The sequence below is a fragment of the Enterobacter sp. 302C9 genome, from assembly GCF_034106085.1.
Lineage (GTDB): Bacteria > Pseudomonadota > Gammaproteobacteria > Enterobacterales > Enterobacteriaceae > Enterobacter > Enterobacter asburiae_B.
This window is the reverse complement of record NZ_JAWNBW010000006.1, coordinates 39588-61458: the sequence shown is the minus strand read 5'-3', so window position 1 is coordinate 61458 and position 21871 is coordinate 39588. Positions and strand designations below refer to the sequence as shown.

General features: G+C 57.1%; 19 protein-coding genes and 1 pseudogene. 4 read left to right on the top strand and 16 right to left on the bottom strand.

All coding sequences use genetic code 11. The annotated features are described in order from the left end of the window. Nucleotides 1–35 precede the first annotated feature (35 nt). From UR289_RS13420 to UR289_RS13370, 11 genes and pseudogenes are all read right to left on the bottom strand, one after another. A complete protein-coding gene (locus UR289_RS13420) occupies nt 36–1037 on the bottom strand; it encodes a Kdo(2)-lipid IV(A) acyltransferase (protein WP_320710444.1) in 1002 nt (333 codons plus the stop codon). A gap of 193 nt (nt 1038–1230) precedes the next feature. Further along, nucleotides 1231–1461: a tautomerase PptA gene (gene pptA, locus UR289_RS13415; protein WP_320710441.1), complete on the bottom strand. Its 231-nt coding sequence runs from the start codon at nt 1459–1461 to the stop codon at nt 1231–1233. A gap of 34 nt (nt 1462–1495) precedes the next feature. After that, nucleotides 1496–2116, bottom strand: a complete 621-nt coding sequence (locus UR289_RS13410; protein WP_320710439.1) for a glutathione S-transferase family protein — start codon at nt 2114–2116, stop codon at nt 1496–1498. 166 nt (nt 2117–2282) lie between these two features. Next, nucleotides 2283–3170, bottom strand: a complete 888-nt coding sequence (locus tag UR289_RS13405; protein ID WP_023311966.1) for an ABC transporter substrate-binding protein — start codon at nt 3168–3170, stop codon at nt 2283–2285. A gap of 9 nt (nt 3171–3179) precedes the next feature. Beyond that, nucleotides 3180–3953 (bottom strand): amino acid ABC transporter ATP-binding protein, encoded by a 774-nt coding sequence (locus UR289_RS13400; protein ID WP_033145669.1) that lies wholly within the window; start codon nt 3951–3953, stop codon nt 3180–3182. Further along, nucleotides 3937–4863 (bottom strand): amino acid ABC transporter permease, encoded by a 927-nt coding sequence (locus UR289_RS13395; protein ID WP_033145670.1) that lies wholly within the window; start codon nt 4861–4863, stop codon nt 3937–3939. The genes UR289_RS13400 and UR289_RS13395 overlap by 17 nt, the downstream gene beginning before the upstream one ends. Nucleotides 4864–4872: 9 nt before the next feature. After that, complete coding sequence (locus UR289_RS13390; protein ID WP_032656866.1) at nt 4873–5382, bottom strand: GNAT family N-acetyltransferase; 510 nt, start codon at nt 5380–5382, stop codon at nt 4873–4875. A 9-nt stretch (nt 5383–5391) separates the two neighbouring features. Further along, nucleotides 5392–7655 (bottom strand): annotated as a pseudogene (locus tag UR289_RS13385) (NtaA/DmoA family FMN-dependent monooxygenase). A gap of 16 nt (nt 7656–7671) precedes the next feature. Then, on the bottom strand, nt 7672–8793 hold the full coding sequence (locus UR289_RS13380) for an amidohydrolase (protein ID WP_033145672.1): 1122 nt from the start codon (nt 8791–8793) through the stop codon (nt 7672–7674). Next, nucleotides 8790–9791 (bottom strand): LLM class flavin-dependent oxidoreductase, encoded by a 1002-nt coding sequence (locus UR289_RS13375; RefSeq protein ID WP_320710436.1) that lies wholly within the window; start codon nt 9789–9791, stop codon nt 8790–8792. Before UR289_RS13375 ends, UR289_RS13380 begins: the two co-directional genes overlap by 4 nt. Nucleotides 9792–9901: 110 nt before the next feature. Then, nucleotides 9902–10441, bottom strand: coding sequence for an AAA family ATPase (locus UR289_RS13370; protein ID WP_039262987.1), 540 nt, complete (start codon nt 10439–10441; stop codon nt 9902–9904). A gap of 345 nt (nt 10442–10786) precedes the next feature. On the opposite strand from UR289_RS13370, the gene UR289_RS13365 reads away from it, so the two are divergent. Continuing rightward, nucleotides 10787–12322 (top strand): methyl-accepting chemotaxis protein, encoded by a 1536-nt coding sequence (locus UR289_RS13365; protein WP_039262861.1) that lies wholly within the window; start codon nt 10787–10789, stop codon nt 12320–12322. Here the strand turns inward: UR289_RS13365 and UR289_RS13360 are convergent. Then, on the bottom strand, nt 12319–12717 hold the full coding sequence (locus tag UR289_RS13360; protein WP_023311976.1) for a cupin domain-containing protein: 399 nt from the start codon (nt 12715–12717) through the stop codon (nt 12319–12321). The genes UR289_RS13365 and UR289_RS13360 overlap by 4 nt on opposite strands. A gap of 112 nt (nt 12718–12829) precedes the next feature. Here UR289_RS13360 and UR289_RS13355 point away from each other — a divergent pair, with 112 nt between their 5' ends. After that, on the top strand, nt 12830–13726 hold the full coding sequence (locus UR289_RS13355; protein ID WP_320710433.1) for a LysR family transcriptional regulator: 897 nt from the start codon (nt 12830–12832) through the stop codon (nt 13724–13726). Between the two features lie 322 nt (nt 13727–14048). Further along, nucleotides 14049–15545 (top strand): L-asparagine permease, encoded by a 1497-nt coding sequence (gene ansP / locus UR289_RS13350; RefSeq protein WP_023311978.1) that lies wholly within the window; start codon nt 14049–14051, stop codon nt 15543–15545. Between the two features lie 48 nt (nt 15546–15593). Here the strand turns inward: ansP and UR289_RS13345 are convergent, their stop codons facing one another. Next, the gene (locus UR289_RS13345; RefSeq protein WP_039262863.1) at nt 15594–16655 is read right to left on the bottom strand and encodes a YncE family protein; all 1062 of its coding nucleotides are present in this window, start codon (nt 16653–16655) and stop codon (nt 15594–15596) included. Between the two features lie 241 nt (nt 16656–16896). Between UR289_RS13345 and pqqU the strand changes: the two genes are divergently transcribed. Then, on the top strand, nt 16897–19011 hold the full coding sequence (gene pqqU, locus UR289_RS13340) for a TonB-dependent receptor PqqU (RefSeq protein ID WP_320710430.1): 2115 nt from the start codon (nt 16897–16899) through the stop codon (nt 19009–19011). 119 nt (nt 19012–19130) lie between these two features. Here the strand turns inward: pqqU and UR289_RS13335 are convergent, their stop codons facing one another. From UR289_RS13335 to UR289_RS13325, 3 genes are all read right to left on the bottom strand, one after another. Then, nucleotides 19131–19799: a GntR family transcriptional regulator gene (locus tag UR289_RS13335; protein ID WP_023311981.1), complete on the bottom strand. Its 669-nt coding sequence runs from the start codon at nt 19797–19799 to the stop codon at nt 19131–19133. A gap of 255 nt (nt 19800–20054) precedes the next feature. Continuing rightward, a complete protein-coding gene (locus UR289_RS13330; protein ID WP_320710428.1) occupies nt 20055–21095 on the bottom strand; it encodes an NADP-dependent oxidoreductase in 1041 nt (346 codons plus the stop codon). Between the two features lie 65 nt (nt 21096–21160). Next, entirely contained in the window at nt 21161–21736 is a 576-nt protein-coding gene (locus UR289_RS13325) for a helix-turn-helix domain-containing protein (protein WP_023311983.1), read from the bottom strand. Nucleotides 21737–21871: the final 135 nt, after the last annotated feature.

Sequence of the window (21871 nt, the reverse complement as noted above, 5' to 3'; positions counted from 1 at the left end):
TGCCCTCACTGCACGGTGAGGGCAGAATCGCTGCCTCAGTGCTGGACGCCCGACCGGTCAGAAAGATCGGCGGCAGACAGGATGTCAGCCCTTGGTGCCACGCTCTTGCGGCGGGCATACCGGTCAGGCTGACCTTCAGGACGCGTTTTGAAGCGCCGGTGCAGCCACATATACTGTTCTGGCGCCATCCGTACCGCCTGTTCAATCGCCCTGTTCATCTGCGTCGCAACAGATTCTTTATCGCCCCCCTGCAGCGCCTCGCTGATATCCTCCAGAATAATCAGTTCGTAGCCGGTACCGTCCGCCCGGCGGCGCGGCACAAAGGGAATGACGGCAGGCTTAGCGCTTTTGACCAGCATATAGCTTCCAGCGGTCGTGGCGGCATCCGCAACCGCAAAGAACGGCACAAAGACGCTATTGGTTTTGCCATAGTCATGGTCCGGGGCGTACCACAAAATTTCATTCTGCTTCAGCGAGCGGATCATGCCCTTTAAATCATGACGATCGAGCATGGTTTTATTGGAGCGCAGGCGCCCGCGCGTCTGAAGCCAGTCCAGCAGCGCGTTATTATTCGGACGATACACCCCAATGCCGGGGTTGAGCATGCCAAAGATCCGCGCGCCCAGCTCAAGGGTGAGAAAATGCATGCCAACGAGCACCACGCCATTGCCCTTTGCCCGCGCCTTTTCCATGTGCTCATAACCCGTCACGGTAAAGCATTTCTTCACCCGCCACGCAGGCCAGAACCATGCCATCCCGGTTTCGATTACCCCCATTCCTACCGATTCAAAATTACGCTGCAGCAGTGACTCTCGCTCCGCCTTTTTCATCTCCGGAAAACAGAGTTCCAGGTTGCGGCGGGCAATCTCAACGCGGCGCGGAAGCAGGCGCATCGCCAGCCGTCCAAGGCCGTGGCCGATTCGGAACAGCAGCGGATAAGGGAGCAGCATGATGAGCCACAGCGCGGCGATGCCAGCCCAGCTTAGCCAGTAACGAGGGTGAAGAAAGGCGAGTGAAAAACGGGGTAATTTTGTCATGAGAAAATTATCCTTTAGCGTGTCTGTCCTTAACTGATTCTGTTTGAGATCTTTCCTAAGGATTGATGGGCTGTCAGCCAGAAACGTAAAGTGTAACGGATAAGATAAAACGCATTTTTATCGATTTTTGCGAAAAAGCGGGAAGACGAGGCGGGGAAAAACCGGGGAGAAGAGTTCCCCCCGGCAATTGCGCTTACATTGAATAGCCTGGCTTTTTGATTAATTCGTCCAGCTTCGGTCCTATTTCGGTATCCCAGACCTGCGCTTTCCAGTCCTCCTGGTTCACCTGATTCAACGCAACGGACACCGAGCTGTCTTTGCTGTTGAAATGGCGAATAATGACCTCAGCAATATCCTCGGCCAGTGCGGTTTTTTGTTCGTCGTTCATATCGCGGGGAAAACATTTGATATCTACGTGTGGCATATGCAGGCTTCCAGTTGTGAGTCAGGGCTCCACGTTACCAGATAATACCGTTGGCCTTTAACACCTTGTGCAGTTCCGGCAGCTGACATACGGTATCTGCGATGGCCGTCAGTTTCGGCGTATTGGCCGCAAACCAGTCATGGCGTGGCCCCCAGGTTCGCGCCACCGCGATATAAACATCCAGCAGCGTCAGCCGTTCACCCAGCGCAAACGGGGCGGCCTTGAGCTGAGTTTCGAACCACAAATAGAGAGATTTCCGGTATTCGATGCAGTTTTTCTGCAGCTGTTCAGGCGCATCCGGTGCCCAGCGTTCGGGATAGTCCGCATACGTAAACGTGGGATAGACGTTGGCCACAAACCAGATCAGCAAGCGCTGAAACTGCTGGCGTTCGGCCTGCCCCACGGGCGGCGCGAGATCGGGACATCTGTCGAGCACCATCAGGGCAATCGCCGCCGTTTCGGTCATGATGGCGCCATTTTCCAGCTCCAGCGTGGGTACCTGACACAGCGGGTTGAGCTTTTGCAGCAGCTCACGCTGCGGGCCGGGCTGGTCAAACCCGTCCACGTTGATAAATTGATAGGGGATATCGGCCAGGGTTAGCATCACTTCACCGATCGCCGAGCCCCAGCCGGGTACGCCATAGAGTTTAATCATGTTGCCTCCGCAGGGATGAAAACCCTAAGTGTATACCCGTCATACTTCAAGTTGCAGGTGCGTTGGCTGCACTCACTCACCCCAGTCACGTACTTGTGTACGCTCCCGGGGATTCGTTCCCTTGCCGCCTTCCTGCAACTCGAATTATTTTGGGTATAGAGCACCATTAGTAGGTTATCCCAGGCGGGTTGACCTCCGACTGCGCCACCGCTTCGCCCTGCTCGCCCCAGCGCGCCAGCACCTTCTGGTAATCTCCGCGCTTAATCGCGCCGTCCAGCGCGGCCTGCAGCGCGTACACCAGCTCATTGCCCTTTTTGGTGGTGGTCGCGACATAGGCTTTTTTCGGCCCTAAACCGACCACGCGGGTTTTGCCCGTGAGCGCAGCCTTATAGGCCGATACCGACTGCGGGCCGAAGAACACGTCAGCCCTGCCGGACTGAATATAGAGATTGCCCGAGGCATCGTCGTGGAGATAGACCGGCAGCGCAGGCGCCCTTCCCGCCTTTTTGTTCTCTTCGTTCCAGCCCAGCAGAATGCGCTCCTGATTCGTACCGGAGCCGACGATCACCTTTTTCCCGGCCAGATCTTCCGCGCTTTTGATTGACTGGATCTCGCTGGTGGATTTCACCGAAAACGCCAGCGAATCGACGCGGTAGGTCGCAAAATCAAATTTCTCTTTACGCTGTTCGGTCACCGCAATGTTCACCAGCGCCACGTCGTAGCGCCCGGAGGCGATCCCGAGCGGCCAGTCTTCCCACGCCGTCGGCACCAGCTTCAGCTTTAGCCCCAGGCTGCCCGCCAGCAGGCGGGCGATATCCGGGTCGCTGCCGATGCGCGTGCGGTTATCGCTGGCCAGCAGCGCCAGCGGCGGAGAATTCAGCGCCGAAACGGCGACCGTCAGCGTACCCGGCTCAACGAATTTGTAATTGGCGGGGATCTTCGCCACGGCCTGCCTATCCACCGTCACCGGCAGCGGCTGCTCGTTGGCTTTCAAATCAATGCTGGCGTGGCTCGCCGTTGTGAAGACCAGCCCCGCCAGAAGTCCATATTTCATTGGCACTCCTTACAAGACTTTGGAGAGAAACTGGCGCGTTCGCGCATGTGACGGACGGTTTAATACCTCGTCACTGCTTCCCTGCTCGACAATTTTTCCGTCGACCATAAACACCACCTGATCCGCCACTTCCCGGGCAAAGCCGATCTCGTGGGTCACTACCACCAGCGTGGTGCCGGACCGGGCCAGCTTTTTGATCACGTCTAACACTTCCCCCACCAGCTCCGGATCGAGCGCCGAGGTGGGCTCATCAAACAGCATCACGCGGGGACGCAGCGCCAGCGCGCGGGCAATGGCAATACGCTGCTGCTGCCCGCCGGAGAGATGACGAGACCAGGCATCGGCTTTGTCCCGCAGCCCGACCACGTCCAGCAGGCTGTATGCCCTTTCCACCGCCTCTTTTTTGCTGAGCTTTTTATGCGCGATGGGTGCCTCAATCAGGTTTTCCAGCACCGTGAGGTGCGGAAACAAATTGAAGTTCTGAAACACGTAGCCCACGTTGACGCGCTGCTTGAGGATCTCCTTCTCCTTCAGCTCATACAGCCTGTCGCCCTCACGGCGATAGCCGATGTAGTCTCCGTCGATCTGAATAAAACCTTCATCGACGCGCTCCAGGTGATTAATGGTGCGCAGCAGCGTCGATTTACCGGAGCCGGACGGCCCGAGGATCACCGTCACGGACCCGGGCGGGATCTCAAGCGAAACGTTATCGAGCGCCTTATGGCGACCGAAATACTTGCTGACGCCGGTAATCGAAATATGTCCTTCAGGAGAGGCTTGCATGGACGGGCTCCTGTGCTGGCGTGGTGGTGACAGAACGGGTGCGACGAGCGGCACGGTTCTGGTTAACGGCAGAGCGGCGTTCGCTGCGGGCAAGCGCGCGCTCGACGCCATACTGGATAGCGGACAGGACGGTGGTGATCGCCAGGTACCAGGCGGCACCGACCATCAGCAGCGGGATCACTTCCTGCGTGCGGTTGTAGATCATCTGGATGGTATAGAACAGCTCCGGCATCGCCAGGACGTATACCATCGCCGTACCCTTGGCGAGGCTGATGATTTCATTGAATCCCGACGGCAGGATGGTGCGCAGCGCCTGCGGCAAAATGATGCGCACCGTGCGGCGCCAGGCCGGCAGACCGAGCGCGGCGGCGGCCTCATACTGGCCGTGATCGACCCCGAGGAATCCGCCGCGAACGATCTCGGCGGTATAGGCGCTTTGCACCAGGGTGAGCCCCACCACGGCGGTAGAAAACTGACCCAGCACGTTGATGGTTTCAAAGCTGCCCCAGGTGATGCCGGTGAACGGCACGCCGAGCGAAAGCGTGTCGTAGAGATAGGAGAAGTTGTAGAGAATGATCAGCACCACGATCAGCGGCAGCGACCGAAACAGCCAGATGTAGGCCCACGCCAGGCTGCTCAGCAGCCAGGATGAAGAGAGTCTCGCCAGCGCCAGCATGCCCCCAAGCACCACGCTCAGCGCGGTGCCGATCAGCGTCAGCAGCAGGGTCTGCCCGACACCTTCGAGGATCACCGGGTCAAAGAACCAGCGGGCAAACACCGTCCACTCCCAGCGCGGGTTAAAGGCCACGGACTGAATCACGACCGCCAGGACAAACAGCGCCACCGCGGCGCCGACGGCCCGCAGCGGATAACGCGCCGGGACCACCTTAATGGTTTCAACGTTGCTCATCGTCGTTCCTCATGCGGTTTTACTGAACGCTTCGCGTACCAGCGTTTTGGTGAAGCGCAGCCGACCGTCAAACGGCGGCTGGCTGTACTCTTCCGGATCGCGGTTCAGATCGAACTGCGCCTGATAGCCCTGGCTGAGATAGAGCCGTACCGCTTCCGGCTGGCGAAATCCGGTTGTCAGGTATATTTGGCTGTACCCTGCCAGCACCGCCCTGCGCTCAAGCTCCTGCACCACGCGCCCGGCAAGCCCCTGCTGACGCAGGGTTTTGTCCGTCCAGATGCGTTTGATTTCTGCGGTGCGTTCGTCGAAAGGTTTGTACGCGCCGGTGGCGATAATCTTCCCGTCGCGCTCCAGTACGATAAACAGCCCCTGCGGCGCTAAATACCACTCTGTAAGCTCAACTTCCGCGTCTTTGGAGAAGTAGTCTCCGTAGCGGGCGGCATATTCACCGAAAAGCCCTTCGATAATGGGCTGAAGCTCGGCGTCTTCCGGTGAAACATCACGAAATCGTTCGCTCATCACGCCTCCTTAATCGCCCAGGCCAGCCGGGTTCACTTCTGACTGAGGAATACGCTCAACGCCTTCCCCCCAGCGGTTCAGCACTTTGTCGTAGTCGCCGTTTTTGATCACGCCGTTCAGCGCGGTTTGCACCGGCTCAACCAGCCCGCTGCCTTTCTTCAGCGTAACCGCAATGTGCGCCGCCTTCGGCCAGCCGCCGTCGACGCTACCCACCAGTTTGGTTTTCCCGTTCAGCGCCGCTTTCCAGGCGCCAATCACGTTCGGGCCAAAGTAGGCATCCGCGCGTCCGGACTGCAGGGCCAGCGTTTGTGCCGCATCGTCTTTGGTGTAGATCGGGGTAAAGGGCTTCAGACCTTTCTTGAGGTTTTCGGCATTCCAGGCCAGCAGGATGGCCTCCTGGTTGGTGCCGGAGCCGACGATAATCCGCAGCCCGGCGATGTCTTCCGCCTTCTGCAGCGACTTGATCGGGCTGGTTGATTTCACGTAGAACCCGAGGGAATCTTTGCGGTAGGTGGCGAAATCAAACTTCTCTTTACGCTCTTTGGTGACGGTGATGTTGCTGATGGCCGCGTCATATTTTCCGGAAGCCACGCCCAGCGGCCAGTCTTCCCAGGAGGTTGGCACCACGTTTAGCTCCAGCCCGAGGCTGTCAGCGACCAGACGGGCGACGTCAACCTCGCTTCCCAGCAGCGTTTTGTTGTCGTCGGAAAACACCGTCAGCGGCGGTTGATTGAGGCCCGCCACCGCCACGGTAAATTTCCCCGGCACGGCAAAGCGATAGTCTTTCGGCAGCTGTGCCACCGCCTCGCTGTTTTTGACGGTATTAACCGGCGTTTTATTGGCCTCGATGCTGACGCCGGTGCCGTTAATATTCACATTCTCTGCCCAGACGGCAGGGGTAAAGGCCAGCGCGAGCGCCAGAATAAGCGTTGTTTTCTGCATAGCGGGGTTCTCTTTTATTGTTGTGTGTATTGGTTTTTAGGTTCGTCTAAGCCGAGGCTTTCGCGCAGCGTGGTGCCCGGGTAGTCGGTACGGAACAGGCCGCGCGCCTGTAAAACAGGCACCACCTGGTCAACAAAGCGCGGGAAGGTGTCCGGCGTACCGCCCTGAATGATGAAGCCGTCTGCGGCATAGCCTTCAAACCAGGCCTGCAGACCGTCGGCCACCTCTTCCGGCGTACCGGAAAAGCGCGGTCGCGGCGAGGCGGCTTCCAGCGCCACCTGACGCAGGGTTAAGCTGCGCTCGCGGGCGTTACGCTTGATTTCATCGGTGGTGCTGCGGAAGCTGTTTTTGCCTAAGTCGCCGATATCCGGGAACGGCTCGTCGAGCGGGTACTGGCTGAAATCGTGATGTTCGAAATAGCGTCCGAGGTAGTTGAGAGCATCGTTAATCGACACCAGCGCCGCCGTGGTTTGATACTGGTTTTCCACGTCATCGGCGTCTTTACCCACAATCACGCTGACGCCCTGGAAAATATGTAAATCTGACGCGCGGCGTCCGTTACTTTCCAGCTGCTGCTTCACGTCGCGATAAAACGCTTTTGCCTCATCGAGGGTCTCGTGATGGGTAAAAATGGCGTCGGCATGTTTCGCCGCCAGCTTTTTCCCGTCGTCCGACGCGCCCGCCTGAAAGACAATCGGCCGCCCCTGCGGCGTTCGACCAATATTCAGAGGACCGGCGACCTGGAAGAAATCACCGTGGTGGTCCAGGGTATGCAATTTTGCCGGGTCAAAAAACTGACCGCTCTCTTTGTTGCGCACAAAGGCGTCGCCTTCCCAGGAATCCCACAGCCCTTTCACCACGTCGAGATATTCATCCGCAATGCGATACCGCAGCGCGTGCTCGGGATGTTTTTCACGGGAAAAGTTCTTCGCTGACCCTTCCAGCGGCGAAGTCACCACGTTCCAGCCCGCGCGACCGTTGCTGAGGTGGTCGAGGCTGGCGAACTGGCGCGCCGTGGTGAAGGGCTCGCTGTAGGAGGTGGATAAGGTTCCCACCAGCCCCAGGCGCGAGGTGATGCTGGCGAGAGCGGATAACACCGTCAGCGGTTCAAAGCGATTTAAAAAATGCGGGATCGATTTCTCGTTGATATAGAGACCGTCGGCAACGAATAAAAAATCGAGTTTGCCCTCCTCCGCCTTTAACGCCGTCGCTTTGACGAAATCAAAATTGATGCTTGCATCGGCGACGGCCTCAGGGTGACGCCAGGCGGACATATTTCCGGATGCACCATGCAAAATGGTCCCGAGCCGCAGTTGACGATGTGCAGACATATTCACCTCTTAAGAATTAAACGTGTTGCAGGGCTTTTTCCGCAAGCTGTGCAAAATAGCGGGCAGCGGGCTCAATTAGGGCTTCATCCGGATTGAAGGCCGGATGGTGTAAACCGTACGGGCTGTTGCTGCCGATGCTGACAAACGCCCCCGGGATCTGCTGCAGATAGACCGCGAAATCTTCCCCACCCATATGCAGCTCGGCGTGCCGGGTTTCGTAGCCTGCTTCTCTGGCGACCGAGGTGGCGAAATCGGCCCAGCGCTCGTCGTTCACCAGCGCGGTGGGCCCGGCATACCAGGTGATATCAATCTGCGCGCTAAAGGCGCTGGCAAACCCGGCGGCGATTTCGCCCACGCGGGCTTTCACGTTCTGCTGCACTTCCGTGCGGTGGGTGCGCAGCGTGCCTTCCAGCTCGACGCTTTCCGGCAGCACGTTCCAGGTGTTACCGCCTGCAATGCGCGTCACGCTCAGCACCACCGAATCCAGCGTATTGACGTTGCGGCTGGCGACGCTTTGCAGCGCCGTCACCAGCTGGCTCGCCAGCACGATGGCGTCGTTGCCTTCGTGCGGACGTGCGGCGTGCGCGCCCTTACCGGTAATGCGGACCACAAAGCGATCGACGTTGGCATAAAACGGCCCGCCGCGGGTAGCGAACTCACCGACCGGCAGGCCGGGTTCGTTGTGCATGCCGAAGATGGCGCTGACGTCGCGCAGGGCGCCGGCCCGCACCATGCTCTTCGCACCGCCAAAGTTCTCTTCGGCAGGCTGAAACAGGATCCGCACCCGGCCGTTAAGCGAGGCTTCCCGCTCTTTCAGCTTTAACGCGGCGCCGAGGATCACGCTGGTGTGGATATCGTGTCCGCAGGCATGCATTACGCCTGCACGCTGTGAGCTAAACGGCACGCCGCTGCGCTCTTCAATCGGCAGGGCGTCGATATCCGCGCGCAGCGCAATCAGTTTGTTGCCCGAGCCGATTTCCGCCACCAGCCCGGTCGACAGGTCGTAAGGCTGCGGGGTGATCCCGGCATTCGTCAGCCACTGGCGCAGGCGCGTTGTGGTCTCCACTTCCTGGCCGGAAAGCTCCGGGTTCTGGTGCAGCTCGCGACGCCAGGCAATCAGCTGTTCGCCAAAGCTCATACGGTGACCTCCTTGTTAAGACGCGCCTCGGCAAGCAGGCGCAGCGACGCGACGCGCGTTGCCCCCTCCGCTACCGGCGTGTCGATGATAAATTCGTCAATGCCCCACTTTTCATGCAGGGCGTTAAGCTGTTCGAGCACCGACTCAGCCGTACCCGCCAGCAGCGACTGCGCCCGACGTGCAATGCGCACCGGCTCGCTGCCCGCCTGGCGCGCAAAGGCGTAGGCCTGCTCTTCGCTGGCCACGGTGACACGCTGGCCGTTTGCCAGCTCAACGCCCCACACTTCGACCTTCTGCGCCAGGGCTTCCGCTTCGGCCTGCGTCGGCGCAACAATCGCCTGTACCGCCACAATCACGTCCCGCGCGCTGTGCTTACGCCAGGTCGAAACCACCTCGCGCAGCAGGTCCGGGTCACCGTTCAGATGCGCGGCAAAGACAAAGTGCCAGCCGAGCCCGGCGGCCAGCAGCGCGCTATCGATACTCGCGCCCAGCAGGAAACCCTCAGCAGGCAGCGGCGGCAGCGGCGTGGCGCGAACGGCCTCTTCATGAGACTGATGCTCAGGACGGATCCAGCGATCGAGCTGGGCCAGCTGTTCGGCGAAGCTGCCCTTTTCCTCTTGATTCAGACCCTGCTGCAGCGCGCGGGTTGAGAGCGGCAGCCCGCCGGGGGCTTTTCCGACGCCGAGATCCACGCGGCCGGGCGCCAGCGCGGCCAGCACGTTGAAATTCTCGGCGACTTTATAAGGGCTGTAGTGCTGAAGCATCACGCCGCCGGATCCGACGCGGATGCGCGTGGTTTGCCCGAGGATCCAGGCAATCAGCAGCTCCGGCGAGGGGCTGGCAAGGTGGGGAGTGTTGTGGTGTTCGGCAATCCAGAAGCGGTGATAGCCCAGATTTTCTGCCTGCTGCGCCAGCGCCAGCGTACTCGCCAGTGCATCGGCAGCCGTTTCGTTTTCAGCGATGGGGCTTTTATCCAGAATGCTGATTCGCCATGACATGTTGCGTTCTCGTTTGACTTAACATGTCGACATTATTAAAGGCGCATTTCACCACTGAGAAACAATTAATTTACATTTAGTTTGCCGGAAATCAGATATATAAAACCATGCTAAGAATAAGACTTTAAGTCGGCAATCAGCGTTTTCCCCTGCCCGCGCCGGGTAATGCGGACGAAGCGAATATGTCCATACTGCGGGTTTTGCAGATCGGCTTCATAACGCGTGCGGTTGTTACGCCAGGTTTTCATCGTCCAGATGAGAATGGACTCTCTGCTGAAGAACGCGCGCCGGAAACTCTCTTTGTTCCCGGTGCCGGGCCAGAGCTCGCGCTTATGCCAGGCGCGTTTGACTGCCCTGGTGACCGCCTGCCAGAGGGTGCGGGCAAAGCCATAATCCACCCACACCACAACGTCGACATTACGCCATTTCACCGGCCGCGTGCGGTTATAGTTGCCGTCAAGCACCCAGTCTGGCGAAGCCTGTAGCGCCTGCTCCAGCTTTTCCTGAAACACATCGTCCGGCGTTCCCTGCCAGTCAGGTCGCCAGTAGAGTCTGTCCATCTCGATATAGGGAATAGCCAGTTCGGTCGCAATCTGCTTCGCCAGCGTGCTTTTTCCGCTCCCGCTGGTCCCGATGACGTTAATTTTCACCTCAGCCTCACTGTGTTATCGAAAACTGACCAAATGATAGCGTTTTCATCCTGTTAACGAAACGCTATTTCAGCATGGCAATTTTTCCAGAGAGACGATCTCCCTCTTTCAGTTTGGGTTATGTCATTTATTTGCAGCGACTCCAGAATATGCCCCTGAAAATATTTTCATTTTTATTACATTCGAGAACATTAGCAGATTAAAAATAATGAACAATGGGTATTTCAGGCAGTCATAATTTCAGAGAGAATATGCAGCAGAGCGTTATATAAAAATAAACACATTAGTCTTGCCGGAGCATTTTCCGGGCATTTTTTATTCTTGCACATCATCATGGAGTTACTCATGAGGCGTAACAGTCCCGTTACACAAAACGAGTATTTACTTAACGATGGTTCGACGTTAATGTCGACCACCGATACCAAAAGCCATATTACCTATGCTAATTCCGCTTTTATTGAAGCCAGCGGATATAAAGAAGAACATCTTCTGGGTGAGCCGCATAACCTCATCCGCCATCCCGACATGCCTGCCGAAGCGTTTGGCGACATGTGGTATACCCTGCAGCAGGGTGAGACCTGGACGGGGCTGGTGAAGAACCGTCGTCATAATGGCGACCACTACTGGGTGCGGGCTAACGTGACGCCGGTCTGGCAGGGTGGATCCCTGACGGGCTATATTTCCGTGCGAAATATACCCGCACGGGAAGAGATTGCGGCCAGTGAAAAACTGTATGCAAAAGTGCGTAATAACGAATTAAAACATTACCGCTTTTATAAAGGGTTACTGGTTCGGCGCGGTTTATTTTCGTTTATGTCGCTCTTTAAATGTCTTAGCACCAGTAAACGCATCCATCTGGGTATTGCGACGACGGCGTTACTCTCCTGCCTGGCGGTGTATTTATTCCCTGATAAACTTGTGCAGTCGGGAAGTCTGGCGCTGCTGTTTATTGCCCTGACCTATTATCTTCATGCGCAGATCGCCCGTCCGGTAAAATCTATTGTGCAACAGATGCAGCGCGTGGTTTCAGGACGTAAAACGGACTATTACCATTTTGACAGGATCGACGACATCGGGCTGATGATGCGTCTGGTAAATCAATCAGGCTTGAACCTCAATTCGCTGGTTGACGACGTCGGGGCGCAAATCAGCGGGATTGGCACCATCAGCCAGCAGGTCGCGAAAGAAGGTGCGGCGCTGCAGACGCGTTCAGAAGAGACCGCAGACTTCCTGCAGCAAACCGCGTCGGCGGTGGAAGAGATCGCCAGCGCGGTGGAGCAGACGGCAGAAACCGCGAAAGAAGCCACGGAGATGGCGGATCGCACCCGCGACAGCGCCCACCGCGGTGAAGCGATGATGAAAGAGACCATCGGTATGATGCAATCCGTGTCGCAGGATAACAGCCAGATCGTCGATATTATCAGCGTTATCGATCGTATCGCCTTCCAGACCAACATTCTTGCGCTGAATGCGGCCGTGGAAGCGGCGCGTGCAGGTGAAGCCGGGCGCGGTTTTGCCGTAGTGGCGGCCGAGGTGCGCAACCTTGCGCAGCACTCCGCGACGGCGGCGAAAGAGATCAAAGCGCTGATTGAGAAAAACGTCGCCAGCGTCAACGCAGGCGTGGAGAAGGTAGAACAAACCGAAACGCAGCTGACGGTTATGATCGACAACGTGCTGCGGGTCTCCTCCCTGATTAAGGAGATCGGCCACGCCACGCAGGAGCAAACCCAGGCGCTGACGCTCATCAACGCCTCTATCTCCCGTATCGGCGCAATGACCCACAACAATACGGGGATGGTGGATAACGTCACTCACGCGGCGAATCACCTGACGCAGCGCACCACGCGCCTGCAGCAGGCGATTGCCGTTTTTGGCGGTTAGCCGTTCGGATACTGCTCGTCGGTGACTTTTTCCAGCCATGCAACCGGGCTGCCGTTAACGGATTCGGCGATGGCAATATGCGTCATCGCCGTTTGCGCGCTTGCGCCGTGCCAGTGCTTTACGCCGGGTGGGATCCAGGCGATATCGCCCTGATTCAATATTTCCGCCGCTTTGCCCCACTCCTGTAACCAGCCGCGACCCTGCGTCACAATCAGCGTTTGCCCAAGGGGATGCGTATGCCACGCGGTGCGCGCGCCCGGCTCAAAGGTCACGGTTGCCCCGCCGACGCTGGCAGGTTCGCTCGCCTGAAATGGTGCGTCAATGCGGACGGTGCCGGTGAACCAGGCTTCCGGTCCTTTTGCTGAAGGTAATGATCCGCTGCGGATAATTTTCATCTTATGCTCCTCGTTTACTGTTGCGTTAACAGTAGCGCAAAGCAATCCGGAGCATTAGTGTGCATAATCAGATAGGAAATATGATTGAAATTCATAAATAGAGGCAATCGCGATGCTAAAAGATAATTTCAACGACCTGCTCTCTTTTATGGTGGTCGCCCGCGAGCGCAGCTTTACGCGCGCGGCGGCGCAGCTGGGCGTCTCGCAATCGGCGCTGAGTCATGCCATGCGCAAGCTTGAAGCGCGGCTCGACGTTCGCCTTTTAACCCGCACAACCCGCAGCGTTGTTCCCACCCAGGCGGGTGAGCAGCTCTTTACGCGCTTAAGCCCGCATTTGATGGAGATTGAGCAGGAGCTCACGGCGCTTCGCAGCGCACGCAACAAACCCGCAGGTTCTGTTCGCATCGTCGCCGGCGAGCATGCGATGGACGCCGTGCTCTGGCCGGTACTGAAGGCGTTTATGGTGCAGTATCCTGAGATTAACGTCGAAGTGACGGTAGATAACGGCCTGACGGATATCGTGGATGGCCGTTTCGACGCGGGAGTACGCCTGGGTGAACAGGTGGCAAAAGATATGATTGCGGTACGGATAGCGCCGGATATGCGCATGGCCGTGGTCGGTTCCAGGGATTATCTGGCTCGCTTTGGCGTGCCGCAGACGCCGGAGCAGCTTGCTGAACACCGCTGCATCAACATGCGCCTGCCCACGCGCGGCGGACTGTATCACTGGGAATTTGAACGCGACGGGCGCGAGCTTCGCGTTCGGGTTGAGGGGCAGCTTACGCTGAGCAGCCTGTCGCAGCGCATCGACGCCGCTGAGAATGGCCTCGGATTAGCCTACGTGCCGGAGGCGTCGGTTCTGGGGGCGCTTAATCACGGACGGCTCGTCAGGGTCCTTGAATCGTGGTGCCCTACTTTCGAGGGGTATCACCTTTATTATCCGAGCCGTCGCCAGCACACTACCGCTTTCAGGTTACTGTTAGATGCTCTCCAGCAGTCAAAATCTTGACCACCTGGTAATAATTAAGAAAATCTGATGATTAAATAATCAACCCGCCAAATGTTTTGTCTAAAAACTCATCACGATTCAGCGTGTTGTGATCGCCGTCTGCTCTGACCACACGATTTCCTTCGACGTGCATCACTTTCGGCACGGTTATATTTTGCGTCGCTTATGAATTGCAGGTAGGATGCCTCGCCATGTTTCGCCTTATCCATACGCAGAATGACTGGGAAGGCGACATGTGTTTGCGCAGAAGCAATCGTTTGTATTGCGCTCTGCCAGGCAGGACTATCACGATAATGGTTCAGACAGGCAAACAGGTAACTCAATGAAAACAAGCAATAAAAGCGCAGCCGATCATCATGCTGCTAAACGTCGCTGGTTGAACTCCCACGAAGAGGGCTACCACAAAGCGATGGGCAACCGTCAGGTTCAAATGATCGCCATCGGCGGCGCTATCGGAACGGGGCTGTTTTTAGGTGCGGGTGCGCGTCTGCAAATGGCTGGCCCGGCTCTCGCCCTGGTCTATCTGGTGTGCGGGATCTTCTCTTTCTTCATTCTTCGTGCGCTGGGCGAACTGGTACTGCATCGCCCTTCCAGCGGAAGCTTCGTCTCTTACGCCCGTGAATTCCTCGGTGAAAAAGCGGCCTACGTTGCGGGCTGGATGTACTTCGTCAACTGGGCGATGACCGGTATTGTCGATATCACCGCCGTTGCGCTGTATATGCACTACTGGGGCGCGTTTGGCGATGTGCCGCAGTGGGTCTTTGCGCTTGGCGCGCTGGCGATTGTCGGCACCATGAACATGATCGGCGTGAAGTGGTTCGCGGAGATGGAGTTCTGGTTTGCGCTGGTAAAAGTGCTGGCCATCGTGGTGTTCCTGGTCGTGGGTACCGTCTTCCTCGGCAGCGGCAAGCCGCTGGACGGCAATGCCACCGGCTTCCATCTGATAACCGATAACGGCGGATTCTTCCCGCACGGCCTGCTGCCTGCGCTGGTCCTGGTTCAGGGCGTGGTGTTCGCCTTCGCCTCTATCGAACTGGTGGGCACCGCAGCAGGTGAATGTAAAGATCCGCAGACCATGGTGCCAAAAGCCATTAACAGCGTGATCTGGCGTATCGGTCTGTTCTACGTCGGTTCCGTGGTGCTGCTGGTTCTGCTGCTCCCGTGGACTGCCTATCAGGCAGGTCAGAGTCCGTTTGTGACCTTCTTCTCTAAGCTGGGCGTGCCTTACGTTGGCAGCATCATGAACATCGTGGTCCTGACCGCGGCGCTCTCCAGCCTGAACTCCGGTCTTTACTCTACCGGTCGTATCCTGCGCTCCATGTCGATGGGCGGTTCTGCGCCGAAGTTCATGTCGAAGATGAGCAAGCAGCAGGTTCCCTATGCGGGGATTCTGGCAACGCTGGTGGTTTACGTTTTTGGCGTGTTCCTGAACTATCTGGTGCCGTCCCGCGTATTTGAGATCGTTCTGAACGTGGCTGCACTGGGGATTATCGCCTCCTGGGCCTTCATCGTGGTCTGCCAGATGCGTCTGCGCAAAGCGATCAAAGAAGGCAAAGCGGCTGATGTGAGCTTCAAGATGCCGGGCGCACCGGTGACCTCCTGGCTCACCCTGCTGTTCCTGTTCAGCGTGCTGGTGCTGATGGCGTTTGACTACCCGAACGGTACTTACACCATTGCGACCATTCCGCTGCTGGCGGTACTGCTGATTGCCGGCTGGTTTGGCGTGCGTAAGCGCGTTCACGAGATCCACAGCACCGCGCCGGTTCATCACGACGATGAAAAACACGACGCACCGCTGGTGGAAGAAACCTCGCGTTAAGCGTCCGTAAGCATCAAAAAGGGAAGGCAAATGCCTTCCCTTTTTTATTTACAGCGCGATACGAATGACGTCGTCAGGCTGGGTGGCTTCCTGCTGGCGAGTCGATTTTTGTTTCACCGTCACGTACAGGGTTTTGCCATCCGCAGAGAGCGCCAGGCTGTTCGGGTAGACCGGCGTGTCGAAGGTTTTTGTGACCTTATACGTTTTCGCGTCAATCACGCTCACCTTACCGGCTTCACGGTGCGTCACATAGGCTTCATTGCGGGCCGGGTTAAACAGGACCGCCAGTGACTCCGGCGCGGCGATTTTCTCGATCACGCTGCCGTCTTTCAGGTTCACCACCAGCACTTCCGGCTGTTTTGAATCGGTCAGGAACGCGCGCTGGCCGGCGGTATCGAGGCTGAGGTTCAGGTAGAAGTGCTCTTTACCGTCATCCTGCACCTTTTTGCGGCTCAGGATTTTATTGGTGGCCGTATCAATGGTTACCAGTTCGCCGTCCGCATTCGTGGTGTACAGACGTTTTGCCTGCGCATCCAGCGCCAGACCGGTGCTGTACGTACCGGTATTGGCAATGGTCTCTTTCAGCTTCAGCGTGGCGCCATCCACCACCCAAATCACGCTTTCTTTGCCGACACCGGTGATGTAAATCGTGTTGCTCGCGTCATCCGCCACCAGCTGGCGCGGCTGCAGCGGTTTGACGGTTTCACTGCGCTGGCGATTATCGAGCACCAGACGCCCTTTCACGTCGCCCGTTTTCGCATCGATGGCCGTCACCGCGCCGTTGATGGTGTTGCCAAACCACAGGGTTTGCGTCGCGCCGTCGAGCGTGGCGCCAAAGGGTTTGAGATCGCTATGAATCGCCTGCGTCACGTCCAGCGTGACCGGGTCAAGGCGATAGATAACTCCGCCCTTATCGGTTTTGCGGCTTTGCGAGGTCGCCACCCACAGCGCATTCTCCTGCTGGCTGACCGCCATTTCATACGCCCCTTTGCCCACCGCTTTACGCAGCACCTCTTCGGCGGCATGCACCTGGAACGTCCCGGCAAGCAGTAAAGTGGCAGACAGCAGTGACAGGCTCAGACGCGGCGAGCACAGATGACGTAAAGACATAACAATTCCTTTTCTGAAAAGAGGGGTTGGGCTGACATCACTTCCGGCAGGCAACGTCATGGCATTGCCTTTTGATAATGAGAATAGTAATCATTAATGAACTGAATGTGGAGTTTTTCTTTCGCGTCTCGCCTTTCATTAACGCAATGTGCGGTTATAGTTTTCAAAACATTTACAAAACCTTTAACATGTATGGACATGTTCCATTTGGTTCGTTTATACACCACAACCGGTTTTATTCATGAAAATCATTTCTGCCCGTAAGGCTTCTCTCCCGCTGCTGCTGGTTCCCGGTATTTTCGCGCCGCTAACTGCAATGAGCGCGGAGGAACAGACCATGATCGTCAGCGCCACGCCGCAAACCGTATCGGAACTGGATACCCCGGCCGCGGTCAGCGTCGTCAATGGCGATGACATGCGCCACGCCGCGCCGCGCATCAACCTGTCTGAATCTCTTGGCAGCGTCCCGGGACTGCAAATTCAGAACCGCCAGAACTATGCCCAGGATCTCCAGCTTTCAATGCGTGGGTATGGTGCCCGCTCAACGTTTGGCGTGCGCGGTATCCGTATGTATGTCGACGGTATCCCTGCCACTATGCCGGACGGACAGGGCCAGACCTCTAACATCGATCTCTCCAGCGTGGAGAGCGTTGAAGTGCTGCGCGGCCCCTTCTCTGCCCTTTACGGCAACGCCTCCGGCGGCGTGATTAACATCAACACCCAGACCGGGCAGCAGCCGCCGACCATTGAAGCCAGCAGCTATTACGGCAGCTACGGTACCTGGCGCTACGGCATGAAAGCCACCGGCGCGATGGGTGACGGCACCCACGCGGGCGATGTGGATTACACCGTTTCCACCACCCGCTTCACCACCAAAGGCTACCGCGACCACAGCGGCGCGCGCAAAAACCTCGCTAACGCCAAACTGGGCGTGCGCATTGACGACGTCAGCAAGCTGACGCTGATTTTCAACAGCGTGGACATGAAGGCCAACGATCCGGGCGGGCTGAGCTATCAGGAGTGGCAGAACAATCCGCGTCAGTCTCCGCGCGGCGATCAGTACAACACCCGCAAGACCATCAAGCAGACCCAGGCCGGCCTGCGCTACGATCGTCAGCTCAGCACCCAGGACGATCTCAGCGTGATGATGTACGCCGGCGAGCGTGAAATGACGCAGTACCAGTCGATTCCGTATCAGCCGCAGCTGAAAGCCTCCCACTCCGGCGGCGTGATCGATATGCAGCGACACTATCAGGGCGTGGATACCCGCTGGACGCACCGCGGCGAGCTGCTGGTGCCGGTAACATTTACCACCGGCCTGAACTACGAAAACCTGAGCGAAGATCGTCGCGGATACGAGAACTTCGTGATGAACAACGGCGTGCCGGATTACGGCGTGAAGGGTGACAAGCGTCGAAACGAACGTAACCTGATGTGGAACGTTGACCCTTACCTGCAAACCAGCTGGCAGCTGACGCAGAAACTGTCGGTGGATGCGGGAGTGCGCTACAGCTCGGTCTGGTTTGATTCCAACGACCATTACGTTACGCCGGGCAACGGCGATGACAGCGGTGACGCGAGCTATCACAAGTGGCTCCCGGCCGGTTCCGTGAAGTATGCGGTGACGGACGCATGGAACCTCTACGCTGCCGCAGGGCGTGGATTCGAAACGCCAACCATCAACGAACTGTCCTATCGCGCCGATAACCAGGGCGGCCTGAACATCGGCCTGCAGCCGTCCACCAACAACACGTATGAAGTGGGCAGCAAAACCCGCATCGGCAATGGCCTGCTGACCGCGGCGCTGTTCCGCACCGATACGGATGATGAGATCGTGGTGGATGCCAGCTCTGGCGGGCGTACCAGCTATAAAAATGCCGGTAAAACCCGTCGTCAGGGGGTGGAAGTCTCCCTCGACCAGCAGTTTGCCGAGAACTGGAAGCTGAAGATGGCATGGACTTACCTTGATGCCACCTACCGGACTAACGTCTGCAGCGACGCAGACTGTAACGGTAACCGGATGCCGGGCATTGCCCGCAACATGGGTTACGCCTCGTTTGGCTGGCAGCCGGAGGAAGGCTGGTACGCGGGTTCAGACGTGCGCTACATGAGCGATATCATGGCCGACGACGAGAATACGGCGAAAGCGCCGTCGTATACGGTGGTCGGGCTGAACACCGGGTATAAATTCAACTACGGCAGCTGGGGCATGGACGTCTTTGGCCGCGTCGATAACCTGTTCGATAAAGAGTACGCGGGCTCGGTTATTGTCAACGAGTCTAACGGTCGTTATTACGAGCCTGCACCAGGCCGTAACTACGGGGTCGGGCTGTCGGTCTCTTATCGCTTCGAGTAAGCGATAAGAAAAGATTATTTAATTAATGAAATAACGCTCCTGATGGCAATAAACCATCAGGAGTTATTCACCAGATAAATAATTAGGGGCGAAATATAGTCGCTCTGCTAAATAATCTCTTAGTTAAAATATTGTCGCTGTAAAAGCAAATTCGCTTCATCAATCACCTTATCAATCGCCTTCTGGCAGGCAACAACATCTCTTCGCTCCAGGGCGGAAAGCAGTTCGTCATAGTGATATGTCGAGGCTTTGATGTCGTTAAGCTCCTGATGCAGATAGTTCATACAGGGCCCGATGCGCACCCACAGCTGCTCAATTAATGCATTAAGCGTAGGCATTTCCGCATACTGATAAAGCGTAAACCGGAAGACGCGATTCGCATGCAATGCCTGCTGGACGTTCCCGTTGCGCATGGCCTCATGAAAGGCATCCGACAATTTGCGCAACGCCTCCAGTTTGCTATCAGACATATTCTGACAGGCCGCGGCGACCGCCATCGGCTCAAGCTGCTTGCGGATAGCGTTAATCTCGTTATAGCGCTCCAGCGTGACCTCCGGAACCAGAAATGCCTGCGCCGGCGTGGCGTGTAACGCCCCTGATGACACCAGACGCAACAGCGCCTCGCGAACAGGGGTAATACTGGTTCCTAATTTATCGGCAATCTCTTTCGTAATCAGTCGTGCCCCAGGTTTGAGTGAGCCTGTAATTAACGCTCCTTTCAAACTGTGTTCAACTTGCATGGTAAGACTGACCCTTTGGGCTTTTTCTAAGTGGTCCAAATCAAGCATGTTCAATTCCTGTAGCTAAAACTTAATGCTATTTTTAAACGCCAGTTTTAATAAAACGACGCTGGTCCGATATATCCTGTATCGTCATGCCTGGTGGTGGGAAGTACGTAAAAACATCAAAAAAGCAAAGTTTGTTTTTTTTATTGGTTCCGGGCCCATCCGGGATGCGGGCGCGAAATGCCATGTCCATTAATTAAAGACAATATATCGTATCTTCACAAATAAATATGGCGGGAAACCCCGCCATAATGCTGTTTATTTATTGTCACCCGCGACGCGAATCACGACTTTGCCGAAGTTACGCCCTTCGAGCAGGCCAATCAGCGCCTCGGGCGCGTTCTCCAGTCCGTCCGTTATCTGTTCGCGATAGTGAATTTTGCCCTCCTGCACCCAGCGCCCCATCGCTTCCTGGAACTCCTTAATGCGGTGACCGTAATCCTGGCCGATGATAAAGCCCTGCATACGAATGCGTTTCTTCAGGATGGTCGCCATCAGGAGCGGCAGGCGATCCGGCCCCTCGGGCAGGCCCGTCGCATTGTAGCCGCTCACCAGGCCGCACACCGGCACGCGCGCGGAGGTATTCAGTAACGGCAGCACGGCGTCAAATACTTTCCCGCCGACGTTTTCATAATAGACGTCAATCCCGTTCGGGCAGGCGCGTTTCAGCTGTTCGGCAAAGTCGGCCGCGTGGTGATCCAGACACAGGTCAAACCCGAGGACCTCAACGGCATGGCGGCATTTTTCAGCCCCACCGGCGACCCCGACCACCCGGCAACCTTTGATTTTACCGATCTGCCCGACGGTCGCGCCAACCGGGCCTGTCGCCGCGGCGACCACCAGCGTTTCGCCCGCTTTTGGCTGCCCGATATCCAGCAATCCCATATAGGCGGTAAAGCCCGGCATGCCCAGAATACCCAGTGACCAGGAAGGATGAGACGGATTTTCGCCCAGCTTCACCAGGCCGCTGCCGTCTGAGAGTTCATATTCCTGCCAGCCGCTGTAGCCCAGCACCCACTCCCCGGCTTTGAAGTCGGGATGATTTGACTGCTCAACGCGGCTGACCGTTCCCCCCACCATCACCGCGCCCAGCTCAACCGGTGGTGAATAGGATGGCGCATCGCTCATGCGCCCCCGCATGTAAGGGTCCAGCGACAGCCAGACGGTGCGCAGCAAAAGCTGTCCCTCAGCCGGGGCGGGAACAGGCTGCGTTTCGAGACGAAAATTTTCCGCCACCGGCGCACCCTGAGGACGGGAGGCCAGTACCCAGCGGCGATTTTGCGAAACAGGTTGATTCATCGGGATCTCCTTCTGGTACAAATGTCATTACAGCCTGGCTCACGATCGGCGTTATCGCATTAGCATTACGAGGCAGACTGGTTAAGCCGTACAACCAGATAGATGCAGGTTTCATTCGTTTCGTTGATGAACCGGCAGTCATTTGGCGGCCCCAGCTCGAGACAGTCTCCGGCGTGCATTTCGTGGCGCGTATCGCCCTCCTGGAACACCAGCTCGCCGGACTGAAGCCAGATAAGCTGACGTGCCAGCGCGTAAGAAGATGCAGGCATCGGAACATCGCTGCCCGCGGGCAGTTCAACCTGAACAAGGTCGATGGGCAGATCGGTGCGGGGAGAAACGTGGCGGCGGAGGTAGTGCGTCTGAGGGTCGCGCCAGACGGGCTGGTTTGCAAGGCGCAGCAGCTTGCCTTCCTGCATTTCGGCCCGGGCAATGAGCGTGGACATGCTGATGCCAAACGCGCCGGACAGACGGGCCAGCAAGGTAGCTGTCGGGCTACTGTCTCCGCGCTCTATCTTGTGGATCATCGCGCGCGAGACCCCGGCCCGGTCAGCAAGCTCGCTCAGGGACCATCCGCGAGACTCGCGTTCAAGGCGAATTCTTGCGCTAATCCGTTGATTCATTGTGTCTGTTATGGTGTTCATGACGTCATACTATAGTGTATGAACGGCATTTCAATGGGCTTTTGATAACAAAAAAATATGGCTTATGCCGTAGCGATCGGGCGATACGATTGTGTAATATCGTAGGAATAACGTAATACTATAGTAAACAATACA